Genomic DNA, 11,021 nt, shown 5'->3' with positions numbered 1-11,021 from the left:
CGTACGCGAAGGGGCCCGTGAGCGCACGCCCCTTCCGGGACGGCTCGCGGATCAAGACGAAGATCACGCCCGGCGGGCGCCGCGGACCGGGTCAGCCGGGGCGTGACGCGAGGACGCGCCGCCGGTGCCGGGCCACGCGCTCGCGGTTTCCGCAGAGCTCGCTGGAGCACCAGCGGCGGCGGTGTCCGCGCGAGGTGTCGAGGTAGACCCGGGCGCAGCCGTCGCCCTCGCAGGCCCGCAGCAGGTCCCGTTCGCCGGGGTCGGTGAGCAGTTCGACGGCGTCCCGGGCCACGGCGGCGAGCAGCCCGGCGCATTCGACGCCGCCGCACAACTCTCGTACGAGGTGCCCTTCTTGGTCCTGTACGGCACACAGTCCCGGGGGTGGACCGGCGGCCGCCGCGTTGACCCGGGCCAGCGCGGCCCCGGGCGGCGCGGCTCCGGCCAGCTCGGCCCGTACGAGGCTCTCGACGTCGGCGCGCAGCACCCGGAAGGCCGACACCCAGTCGTCCCCGACCCGGGCGAGCGGCGTCCGGTCGGGCACCAGCCCGGCTCCGGTCAGCCACAGCCGCAGCCCGTCACCGTCCCGGATGCCCTCGGTATTCGCGTGGGGCGCAAAGGTCGCCACCAGATCCAGGCACACCCGCCCGGAGTCGAACCACATACCCGTCACCGCCTCCCTCTCGGGGCGTGCCCCCAGAGTGCCCGTCCGGCGGGCACTCGGCTAGAGGGCGGGCGGCTCGTCGTTCAGGAGCAGCTGGAAGAGCCGGTGGTCCTGCCAGTCTCCGCCGACGTGGAGGTAGCGGGGCGCGAGCCCGTACTGCTCGAAGCCCGCCTTCGCGAGCACCCGCTGCGAGGCCAGGTTCTCCACCCGGGTGCCCGCCGAGACCCGGTGCAGCCGCTCCTCGTCCCGGGCGATCCGGCAGACCTCGTGCAGCGCGGCGGTGGCCAGCCCCTTGCCGGCCCAGGCCTGGTCCACCCAGTAGCCGATGGAACCGCTGCGCAGCGCCCCGCGCACGATGTCCTGGAGGTTGATCGCCCCGACCACCCCGTCGGCGGCGAGCAGCACGAACGGCCTCGCCCGCCCGTCCGCCCGGGCCGCGAGCAGCTCCTCGACCCGTACCCGCTGCGCCGCCTCGGTGTAGAAGTCCTCGGCCCGCCACGGCTCGTAGGGGGCCATGTACTCCCGGTTGCGCTCCAGCACCTCGGCGATCCCGGCGGCGTCCGCCGGCCGGATCTCCCTCATCTCCACACCGTCAATGATCATCCGGGCACGCTAACGGACGGGCCCGGCCCCGGCCAGGCCGGTGCGCCGTCCGCTTCCGGGCACGCCCGCTTCCGGCCCGGTCCGGCCGGCCCGGGCCCTCAGCCGTCCGCGTACTTCGTGTCGGCGGCCATGTCCAGCGACAGCCGGTAGCCGCGCTTGACGACGGTCTGGATCAGGTTCGGCGCGCCCAGGGCCACGCGCAGGCGGGCCATCGCCGTCTCCACCGCGTGTTCGTCGCGGCCCGCGCCGGGGAGGGCGCGCAGGAGTTCGGAGCGGGCCACGACCCAGCCCGGGCGGCGGGACAGGGCCCGCAGGAGGGCCATCCCGGCCGGCGGGACGGGGCGCAGCTCGGCGTCGACGAGGACCGCGTGGCCGCGCAGCTCCAGCCGGTGCCCGGCCACCGGGAGCACGCGGGCCCGGGCGGGGAGTTCCTGGCACAGGAGCTGCACGAGGGGGCCGAGCCGGAAGCGCTCGGGCTGCACCGTGGCCACCCCTTCGGCCTGCAGGGGCAGGGCCGTCACCGGCCCCACGCACGCGGAGAGGACCGATCCGCCGGTCAGCGCCTCGATCACGGGTTCCCGTACGCCCCGCTCCGCGGCCCGCGACAGCAGCGAGGCCGCGGCGGGCGCGGAGGTGAAGCTCACCGCGTCCACCGCGCCGGCGGCCACCGCGTCGATCAGCCGGTCCAGCGGCCCGAGGTCCTCCGGCGCCATCCACCGGTAGACGGGTACGCCGACCACCTCGGCCCCGCCCGCCCGCAGGGCCTCGATGAACCCGGGCAGCGGCTCCCCGTGCAGCTGGAGGGCGATGCGCCGGCCGGTCACCCCGGCCGTGAGCAGCCGGTCCAGTACCTCGGCGAGCGATTCCGAGCGCGGGGACCAGGTCTCCACGAGCCCGGCGGCCCGGATCGCGCCCTTCACCTTCGGTCCGCGCGCCAGCAGTTCGGTCTCGCGCAGCCGCCCGAGCAGTTCCTCGCCGAGCCCCCACCCGTCGGCGGCCTCGATCCAGCCGCGGAAGCCGATGGCGGTGGTCGCCACCACCACGTCGGGCGCGCAGCCGATCAGCTCCTTGGTGGCGGACAGCAGTTCGGTGTCGTCGGCGAGCGGCACGATCCGCAGGGCGGGCGCGTGCAGCACGGTGGCCCCGCGGCGGCGCAGCAGGGCGATGAGCTCGTCGGCCCGCCGGGCGGCGGTGACCCCGACGGTGAATCCGGCGAGCGGGCCGGCCGGCGGACCGGTGTGGGTGTCGTGCATGGTGACCTGCCTCGCGCAGTGGTCGGGTCCGGCGTCGGGTCCCGTGTCGGGTCCGGTGTCGCGTTCACACGCACTCGTGACGTTCGCGTGAACCGAGCCTGCCCTGGGGGCGTATCAGGCTCGGTTCACGCGTATTTCGGTGCCGTTAACCGACGTGTGGCCGCCGTTACACCGAGGTGAGCTGCGGCTTCGCCTGCGCACCGGCCGTGGGGATCATCACCTGGGCGGGCCGGCGAAGGTATACCGCCCAGGTGACGGCGCAGCACACCGCGTAGAAGCCGAGGAAGGTCACGAAGGCCCCCGTGCCCGAGCCGGAGGTCAGGAAGGCCTCCCGGAAGACCAGGTTGATGCCGAGCCCGCCGAGCGCGCCGACCGCGCCGATGAGTCCCATGGAGGCGCCGGACAGCCGCCGCCCGTACGCGGCCGCGTCCTCGCCGCTCATCCCGCGGGCCAGTGCCTTCGCCTGGAAGATGCCGGGGATCATCTTGTAGGTGGAGCCGTTGCCGAGCCCGCTGAGGACGAACAGCCCCACGAAGCCGATCAGGAACACCGGCAGGGATTCCCGTACGGAGGCCAGGATCACCACTCCGGTCGCCGCCGCCATCGCCACGAAGGTGCCCAGGGTGATCCAGGCGCCGCCGAAGCGGTCCGCTAGGGCCCCGCCGACCGGCCGGATCAGCGAGCCGAGCAGCGGTCCGATGAAGGTGAGCGAGGCCGCCTGGAGCGGGGTGCGGCCGAACTGCGTCTGGAGGACCAGCCCGAAGGCGAAGCTGTAGCCGATGAAGGAGCCGAAGGTGCCGATGTACAGGAACGCCATGATCCAGGTGTGCCCGTCGCGGGCCGCGTCGCGGACGGCTCCGGTGTCGTTGCGCACGGGCGCCAGGTTGTCCATCCGCACCGCGGCGAGCACCGCCGCGATCACGATGAGCGGGATGTAGGCGCCGAGCAGCAGCCGCGGGTGGCCGGCCCCGGCCGTGCCGATGACCAGCAGGGCGGCGAGCTGGACGACGGGGACGCCGATGTTGCCGCCGCCCGCGTTGAGGCCGAGGGCCCAGCCCTTCTTGCGCAGCGGGAAGAAGGCGTTGATGTTCGTCATCGACGAGGCGAAGTTCCCGCCGCCGACCCCGGTCAGCGCGGCCACCAGCAGGAAGGTGTTGTACGAGGTCCCGGGCTCCATCACCAGCCAGGCGGCGACCGTCGGCGCGAGCAGCAGCAGGGCGCTGACGACCGTCCAGTTGCGGCCGCCGAAGCGGGCCACGGCGAAGGTGTAGGGGACGCGGACCAGGGCGCCCACGCAGGTGGCGGTGGCGATGAGGAAGAACTTGCCGGCCGGGTCGATCCCGTACTGCGGGCCCATGAAGAGCACCATCACCGACCACAGGGACCAGATCGAGAACCCGATGTGCTCGGAGAGCACGGAGTAGATCAGGTTGCGGCGGGCGGTCTTCTCACCCGTCTCGCGCCAGAAGGTCTCGTCCTCGGGGTCCCACCGCTCGATCCAGCGGCCACCCTTGCGCGGTGCGGTCGTACTGGTCATCACACGCCTCCACAGCTGCTGCGATCACGTCGCGCTCGTCGCGCCCTCGGCCCTGTCGGGGCTCGTCGGGCTCGTCGCGTCTCGTCCGTGGTGACGACCGTAGGAAGGGCTCGTTTCAGCCCCGGTCCCCGCCGGATGACCGGCGGGAAACCTTGCACTCACCCGCGGCCCGGGCCGGGTGTGAGCGCGGGCAGCCAGCTGTCCGGGGGCACCTCCAGCCAGCCGTGCCCGGCCCCGAGCTCCGCGACGGCGCGGCGCAGCGCGTCGAGCCCGGGATGGCTCGATCCCTTCCGCCACACCATGGAGAGCGGCGACAGCGGCACCGGGGCGGTCAGCGGCCGCTTGACGCAGCCGGGCATGTCGACGAATCCCACCGTGGCGAGCACCGGATTGCCCGTTTTGACCATGACCCGGCGGAACTCCTCCTTGCCCACCGCCACCGGCGCGGGCGGCGCGGGCGCGACGCCCCGCCCGGCGAACAGCTCGCGGGCCAGCCCGGTCCACTCCAGGGTCCGCGGGTTCCCGGCCCCGGTGTACACCGTCTCGCCGCGCAGCGCGTCCAGCGGTACGGCGTCCAGCGCGGCCAGCGCGTGCCCCTCGGGCAGCAGCACCGCGAGCGGCTCGTACCGTACGGGCATCCGCGCGAGGCGGGCCCGCAGCGCCGGGTCGAGGCCGTCGGCGTACCCGAAGGAGACGTCGAGGCGGCCCGCGGCGATCTCGGCGGCGGCGTGGGTGAGCCCGGACTCGAAACGGGCCATCAGCTCGCAGTCGGGGGCGAGTTCGCGAGCCCGTTCCAGAACGGTCCGGGCGGTGCCGGGGCCGTCGGTGTTGAGGTCGACGAGCAGCGGCCGGGGCCCCGCGAAGGCCCCGGCCAGCTCCTCGTGCGCCCGCAGCACGCCCCGGGCCAGGGGCAGCAGCCGCTCCCCGTCCGGGGTCAGCTCGACGGCGCGGGTGGTGCGGACGAACAGGGGCGCGCCCAGGGTCTGTTCGAGCCGTCGCACGTCGCGGCTGAGGGCCTGCTGGGCCACGTAGAGCCGGGCGGCGGCGCGGGTGAAGTGCAGTTCCTCGGCGACGGCGAGGAAGGCGCGCAGCAGGCGGGGTTCCACGTCTCGGGGAGTCACGTGCGGAGACTAACAACACGAAGCGGTGAATGGCCCCCGAACAGGTGTTGGACCGCCGACGGCCCCCGGCCCGAGCCTTGACCCATGCCCACCACGACCGCCACCACTCCGCCGACCGCATCCCCGCTCATGGCTGTCACCGGCACCACGCTGGTACTCGCCGCCGCCCCGGCCCGGCCGGGACACCCCGCCCGGCCGCAGCACCCGGCACGGGCATCGCGGCCGACCCGCGCCCCGGGCCCGTACCGCCGGCTCTTCGCGCTCCCCGGCACCCGCGGGTTCACCGCGGGGAACCTCATCGCCCGGCTCCCCATGGGCATGTTCGGCGTCAGCGCCGTCATGATGATCGCCGGGCAGCGCGGCTCGTACGCCCTCGCCGGCGCGGTCGTGGCGGTCGGCCTGGCCGCCACCGCCCTCGTGGCGCCCTGGACGGCCCGGCTGGTCGACCGGCACGGGCAGGCCCGGGTCGCGGTGCCCGCCACCCTGATCGCGGTCCTCGGCTCGCTCTCCCTGATCGCGTGCGTCCGTACCGGAGCCCCCGCGTGGACCCTCTTCGCCTCCTACGCCGCCACCGCGACCACCCCCAACATCGGCGGCATGTCCCGCGCCCGCTGGACCCACCTGCTGCGGGGCGACCCGGCCTCCCGGCACACCGCGATGTCCTTCGAACAGGCCGCGGACGAGTTGGCGTACATGCTCGGGCCGGTGGCGGCCGCGTTCCTGTGCACCGCCGCGTTCCCGGAGGCGGGCACCCTGACCGGGGCCGTACTGCTCCTCACCGGGATGCTGGTCTTCACGGCCCACCGCGCCACCGAGCCCCCGCCGGCGCCCGCGGTCCGCGGACCCTCCCCGCTCCGCGCCCTGGGCGGGATGCTGCCGCTCTTCCTCGCCCTCGGGGCGATGTTCGGCTCCATGGAGATCACCTCCATCGCCCACCTCGGCGCCCACGGCCTCGGCGCGCTCTCGGGCCCGGTCCTCGCCCTCCAGGCGGCCGGCTCCTTCGCGGCCGGCCTCCTCTACGGCACCCTGCGCCCGCGCACGCTCCCCGTCTGTCTGGGCGTCCTGGCCCTCGCCATGGCACTGCCCTGGGCGGCGGCGGCCACCGGCTCCCTGCTCCCCCTGGCCCTGGCCCTCCTGCTGGCCGGCATGGCCACGGCCCCGGTCATGGTCACCGCGATGTCCCGGGTCCACGCCGTGACCCCGCCGGGCCGCCTCAACGAGGGCATGACCCTCGCCGTCACCGCCCTCTTCGCGGGCATCGCGGCGGGCTCCGCGACGGCCGGCTCCGCGATCGACCACTGGGGCACGACGGCCCCGTACGCCCTCCCGGCGGCGGCGGCGCTGCTCGCGCTGGGGCTCGCGCGGACGGCTCCCGGGCCTGCACCCCGCCCGGACTCCGGGTGACGGGTCCCGGGCGGGTACGGGCCGTCGGGCGACCGGGACCGCAGCGGGGGCGCCGGCGCGGCGGAGCAGCCGCCGGGGAGCAGGACCGCGCCCCCACGCCGCTCGGGCGGCCGTGGGGGCGCGGTGTCTCCGGAGGGGCCGTCAGCCGGTGGGCTGGCAGATGGTGTAGACGCGGACGCCGGTGTCTCCGGCGCTGGCGGGGTTCTTCAGCCACACCTGCCACCGGTTGGCATCGGTGTTCGGGTGCGAGGTCAGCAGGTTCGCGTCGGAGGGGCTGGCGGTCTGGTAGAAGCCGCCGCCGATCACCTTGGTACCGGTCGGGCAGACCGGACCGTTGTAGTTGCTGGAGGTTCCCTTCGCTACGGCCTGGACCTCACCGACGAGGGTGATCGGGTCCCGCGTCGGCCCGGCCGGTCCGCGATCGCCCTGATCGCCCTTGTCGCCCTTGATCCCCTGGGGACCCTGCGGACCCTGGGCTCCGGCATCGCCCTTCAACCCCTGCGCACCGGCAGGCCCTTGGGCGCCGGTGTCGCCCTTCGCTCCGGTGTCGCCCTTCGCTCCGTTCACACCGTTCCCGGCCAAACCCTGTGCCCCGGTCTCCCCCTTGTCCCCCTTATCGCCCTTCAAGCCCTGCGCGCCCGCAGCGCCGACCGCGCCCTCGGCACCCGTGTCACCCTTCGGGCCCTGCGCACCAGTGGGCCCCACTGCCCCGGCCACGCCCTGAACACCGGCATCGCCCTTGTCGCCCTTGTCGCCCTTCGGACCCTGCGATCCGGCGGCACCGACCGCACCTTCGGAACCCGTGTCGCCCTTCGCGCCCTGCGCACCGGTGGGCCCGGCGGTCCCGGACTCACCCTTCGGCCCGGCCACGCCCTGAACACCGGCATCGCCCTTGTCGCCCTTCAGACCCTGCCCACCCGGAGCGCCGACCTCGCCCTCGGCACCCGTGTCGCCCTTCGCGCCGGTGGGCCCGGCCGCCCCGGCCTCACCCTTCGGCCCGGCCGCGCCCTGAACACCGGCGTCACCCTTGTCGCCCTTCGGGCCCTGCTCGCCCTGCGCACCGACGGCACCGGGGTCACCCTTCGCGCCGGTGGCGCCGTCGGATCCGGCCGGGCCCTGGGGGCCGGATTCGCCTCGGTCTCCCTTGGCTCCCAGGCCACCCTTGGGGCCCTCAGGTCCGGCCGGGCCCTGGTCTCCGTCCCGTCCGGACTCGCCCTTGGGCCCGGCCGGGCCGCGCTCCCCCCGGTCGCCCTGGTCCGCGGCGGCGCCGTCCCGGCCCCGCTCGCCCGGAGCGCCGTCCTGGCCCCGCTCGCCCCGGGGCCCGGCCGGCCCCCGCTCGCCGGGGTCGCCCTTGGCCCCCGGCGCGCCGTCCCGTCCCGGGGCGCCCTTCGGCCCGGCGGCCCCCGGGCCGCCGTGCTCGCCCCGGTCACCCTTGTCGCCCTTGTCGCCCTTCAGGCCGGGCTCACCCCGGTCACCCTTCTCACCCTGGTCCCCCTTGTCGCCCTTCTCCCCCTTGACCGGCGGCTTGACGGGGCACCACGGAACCGGGTGATGGTTCTTCACGTAGCGGGCGGCCATCCAGCCCTGGCGGTCAGCGAGCAGGTACCAGATGTCATTGCCGTAGACCGCCTCACCGCGCAGCTTGCACTTGAGCCCGACGCGCGAGCCGCCGTGGCGGGACCCCACCCGCTTCGCCTTCGTCGTCGGACCAGCGTGGACGGACTGGGCGCCCTTGGTGGTCACCTTCCCGTCCGCGCGGTCGTGACCGCCGCCGAACGGACTGGCGGCCGCGGCGGTCGCGGGCAGGACCAGGGCCACCGTCAGACCGAGGGTGACGGCACCGGCGGCGAGTTGCCGCCGCGCTGCCGAGAGGTCCGCCCAGGAGGCGAGAGACATGGGGGTGCGCCTTTCGATTCGATCGGGCTTGCGCAATCGCCGTGATCATCAGATATGCGGACCCGCGCACGGGTGAGCGCCGCGCTGCGGTACGACCGGTCGGCCGAACCCGACCACCTTCCGGCCCACGGCCCACGGCCCACGGGCCAGGTCCCACCCACACCCCCCGCTCCCGGCGCCCGGCCCCCGGCGCCCCCGCACACGAAAAAGCCCCCGGCCTGCGAGAGATCTCGCGAGCCGGGGGCTTTCTCAACATGGGGTGGTGGAGATGGCGGGAATCGAACCCGCGTCCAACGGTGCAGAAGTAGGGCTTCTCCGAGCGCATTCCGCTGCGCTTTTCTCGGCCCCGGAGATCACACGGACAAGTCTCCGACGGGCTCAGTCACTGTTTGATTTCCCTCTATCCCCCGTGACCGGAGTTAGAGGTTTAGATCCCTAATTGACGCCAGGATCCGGACCGGGACCACTTCCGGGCTGACGCTCCTCACAGAGGCTTCAGCTCACTGTTATTAGGCAGCGAGGGTGAAGCGGGAGTTATCGCTCTTGGAGTTGGCGATTATTGTTTGCGACATATGGTTAACGAGATCATTGCCGCTTTCTCGGCTCGCTTCCCCTACATCGACATCCGCTGTCGAAACCGATCATCCCCATGTTTCACGCTGTTCAGTTATGAGATCCAGCAGGCGCTCTCCATGCGTCCCGCTCGACCGGCACCACCCGCAAGCGCGTGGTGCTGACGCCATGGTACGCGAAGTGGACCACGGTGTGCCAGGAGGTTAAAGCTGGCCGCGCTCCTTGCGCTTCACCGCCGAGATCACCCGGTTCGTCTCGCGCGTGTCCTGCTTCTCGCGCAGCGACTGCCGCTTGTCGTACTCCTTCTTGCCCCTCGCCAGCGCGATCTCGATCTTCGCCCGGCCGTCCTTGAAGTACAGGGCGAGCGGCACGATCGTGTTGCCCGTCTCCCCCGTCTTCGAGTCCAGCTTGTCGATCTCCTCGCGGTGCAGGAGGAGCTTGCGCTTGCGCCGCGCGCTGTGGTTGGTCCAGGTGCCCTGGCTGTACTCCGGCACGTGCACGTTGTAGAGCCAGGCCTCGCCGCTCTCCACCGACACGAAGCCGTCCACCAGCGAGGCACGGCCCTGGCGCAGGGACTTGACCTCGGTACCCGTGAGCACGAGGCCGCACTCGTAGGTGTCGATGATCGTGTAGTCGTGCCGCGCCTTCTTGTTCTGGGCGATCAGCTTGCGCCCTGTTTCCTTAGCCATAGTGCGGCCATTTTCGCACTACGGACCCACCCCGATGCCACTCAATACCGTGCGGGCCCGTTCCTCGACCCGGTCCGCCGCCGCCAGGTCCGGGGTGATGCCCGCACCGTCCAGGCTGCGGCCCGCCGGAGTGCGGTACGTACCCACCGTCAGCTCCGCCACCGATCCGTCCGGCAGCTCCGTGGGCATCTGCACCGACCCCTTGCCGAAGGTGCGGGTACCGACCGCCACCGCGCGGCCGCGGTCCTGGAGGGCGCCGGTGACCAGCTCGGCCGCGCTCATCGTGCCGCCGTCGATCAGCGCCACCAGCGGCCGGGCCGTATCGCCGCCCGGGGCCGCGTAGAGGGCGCGCTGTGCACCGCGTACGTCGTACGTCGCCACCAGCCCGCCGTCCAGGAAGGCGGAGGCGGCCGTCACGGCCTCGGTGACCAGGCCGCCGGTGTTGCCGCGCAGGTCGAGCATGACCCCGCCGCCGGGCGGCGCGGCGCGGACGGCGGAGCGGACCCGGTCGCCGGAACCCCGGGTGAAGGAGGCCACCTTGATGACCGTGATCCCGCCGGGGAGCGATCGGACCGTCACGGGCTCGCTGCGCAGTTCCTCGCGCCGCACGGTCTCCGTGAAGTCGGCCCCGCCGCGGGTCAGCTTCAGCACCACCGAGGTGCCGGCCTTCCCGCGCAGCAGGGCCACCACCTCGGCCACCCTGAGCCCGGTCACGCCCTGCCCGTCGATGCTCAACAGCCGGTCCCCGGCGCGCATCCCGGCCCGCGCCGCGGGGCCGCCGGGCTGGACCCGGTCGATCTCGATGCGGCCGTCGCGCAGCCGGCCGGCCCACAGGCCGACGCCCGTCCAGTGGCCGTCCAGGTCGCCGGCGAAGGCCTCGTACTCCCCCTGGTCGTACACCGTGCCCCAGCGGTCCCCGCTGCGGCTGACGACCTCCTGGGCCGCCGACTTGGCGGACTTGCCCTCGGCGACGGCCTCGGCGGCCGCGCGGGCCACCGCGTCCCGGTCGGCGGTGCCCGCCTCGCGGTGCGGCCGCACCGGTGCCCGCGGCCCGGGTACGGCCGCGGCGGGCTCCGTACCCGCCACCAGGGCGGCGGGGCCCTCGGACGGGCCGGAGGCGGTGCGGTCCCAGCTCCCGGTGAACGCGCCGGTACCCACGGCGGCGAGGAAGACCAACGTCAAAACGGCCCCGCGACGTGCGTCGCGGGGCCGGAGACAGAAGGCGGGCAGTCCCGGCATGGCGCCGAGTCTAGGACAAGCCCCGCGGCGGTACGGGTGGTTGGC

At 74.0% G+C, this 11,021-nt stretch carries 9 protein-coding genes and 1 other RNA gene; 1 reads left to right on the top strand and 9 read right to left on the bottom strand.

Features of this window, described 5'->3' with window-relative positions:
- Positions 1-91: 91 nt before the first annotated feature.
- The 5 genes from AC061S_RS29885 to AC061S_RS29865 form a co-directional block, all read right to left on the bottom strand.
- Positions 92-661, bottom strand: coding sequence for a CGNR zinc finger domain-containing protein (locus AC061S_RS29885; RefSeq protein ID WP_478689022.1), 570 nt, complete (start codon positions 659-661; stop codon positions 92-94).
- 60 nt (positions 662-721) lie between these two features.
- Positions 722-1,264 carry a GNAT family N-acetyltransferase gene (locus tag AC061S_RS29880; RefSeq protein WP_478689005.1) on the bottom strand — a complete coding sequence of 181 codons (543 nt, stop codon included), beginning with the start codon at positions 1,262-1,264 and terminating at the stop codon, positions 722-724.
- A gap of 98 nt (positions 1,265-1,362) precedes the next feature.
- Positions 1,363-2,517: a uroporphyrinogen-III synthase gene (locus AC061S_RS29875; RefSeq protein ID WP_478689004.1), complete on the bottom strand. Its 1,155-nt coding sequence runs from the start codon at positions 2,515-2,517 to the stop codon at positions 1,363-1,365.
- 166 nt (positions 2,518-2,683) lie between these two features.
- The gene (locus AC061S_RS29870) at positions 2,684-4,054 is read right to left on the bottom strand and encodes a nitrate/nitrite transporter (protein WP_478689003.1); all 1,371 of its coding nucleotides are present in this window, start codon (positions 4,052-4,054) and stop codon (positions 2,684-2,686) included.
- 158 nt (positions 4,055-4,212) lie between these two features.
- Positions 4,213-5,175 carry a LysR family transcriptional regulator gene (locus AC061S_RS29865; protein WP_478689002.1) on the bottom strand — a complete coding sequence of 321 codons (963 nt, stop codon included), beginning with the start codon at positions 5,173-5,175 and terminating at the stop codon, positions 4,213-4,215.
- Positions 5,176-5,259: 84 nt separating this feature from the next.
- On the opposite strand from AC061S_RS29865, the gene AC061S_RS29860 reads away from it, so the two are divergent.
- Positions 5,260-6,579: an MFS transporter gene (locus AC061S_RS29860; protein ID WP_478689001.1), complete on the top strand. Its 1,320-nt coding sequence runs from the start codon at positions 5,260-5,262 to the stop codon at positions 6,577-6,579.
- A gap of 141 nt (positions 6,580-6,720) precedes the next feature.
- Here AC061S_RS29860 and AC061S_RS29855 read toward each other — a convergent pair whose 3' ends face one another.
- From AC061S_RS29855 to AC061S_RS29840, 4 genes are all read right to left on the bottom strand, one after another.
- On the bottom strand, positions 6,721-8,475 hold the full coding sequence (locus AC061S_RS29855) for a collagen-like domain-containing protein (protein WP_478689000.1): 1,755 nt from the start codon (positions 8,473-8,475) through the stop codon (positions 6,721-6,723).
- A gap of 260 nt (positions 8,476-8,735) precedes the next feature.
- Positions 8,736-9,124: a transfer-messenger RNA gene (gene ssrA, locus AC061S_RS29850) on the bottom strand.
- A 127-nt stretch (positions 9,125-9,251) separates the two neighbouring features.
- Positions 9,252-9,737, bottom strand: a complete 486-nt coding sequence (gene smpB, locus AC061S_RS29845) for an SsrA-binding protein SmpB (RefSeq protein WP_478688999.1) — start codon at positions 9,735-9,737, stop codon at positions 9,252-9,254.
- 18 nt (positions 9,738-9,755) lie between these two features.
- Positions 9,756-10,976: a S41 family peptidase gene (locus AC061S_RS29840; RefSeq protein WP_478688998.1), complete on the bottom strand. Its 1,221-nt coding sequence runs from the start codon at positions 10,974-10,976 to the stop codon at positions 9,756-9,758.
- Positions 10,977-11,021: the final 45 nt, after the last annotated feature.

This window comes from Streptomyces sp. CA189, assembly GCF_056428985.1.
The sequence above is the reverse complement of the archived record's forward strand: the minus strand, read 5'-3'. Positions and strand labels throughout refer to the sequence as shown.

Coding starts and splice junctions, on each gene's coding strand:
- AC061S_RS29860 (WP_478689001.1), top strand. CDS start 5,260: ATGCCCACCACGACCGCCACCACTCCGCCGACCGCATCCCCGCTCATG.
- AC061S_RS29880 (WP_478689005.1), bottom strand. CDS start 1,264: ATGATCATTGACGGTGTGGAGATGAGGGAGATCCGGCCGGCGGACGCC.
- AC061S_RS29875 (WP_478689004.1), bottom strand. CDS start 2,517: ATGCACGACACCCACACCGGTCCGCCGGCCGGCCCGCTCGCCGGATTC.
- AC061S_RS29840 (WP_478688998.1), bottom strand. CDS start 10,976: ATGCCGGGACTGCCCGCCTTCTGTCTCCGGCCCCGCGACGCACGTCGC.
- AC061S_RS29870 (WP_478689003.1), bottom strand. CDS start 4,054: ATGACCAGTACGACCGCACCGCGCAAGGGTGGCCGCTGGATCGAGCGG.
- smpB (WP_478688999.1), bottom strand. CDS start 9,737: ATGGCTAAGGAAACAGGGCGCAAGCTGATCGCCCAGAACAAGAAGGCG.
- AC061S_RS29855 (WP_478689000.1), bottom strand. CDS start 8,475: ATGTCTCTCGCCTCCTGGGCGGACCTCTCGGCAGCGCGGCGGCAACTC.
- AC061S_RS29885 (WP_478689022.1), bottom strand. CDS start 661: ATGTGGTTCGACTCCGGGCGGGTGTGCCTGGATCTGGTGGCGACCTTT.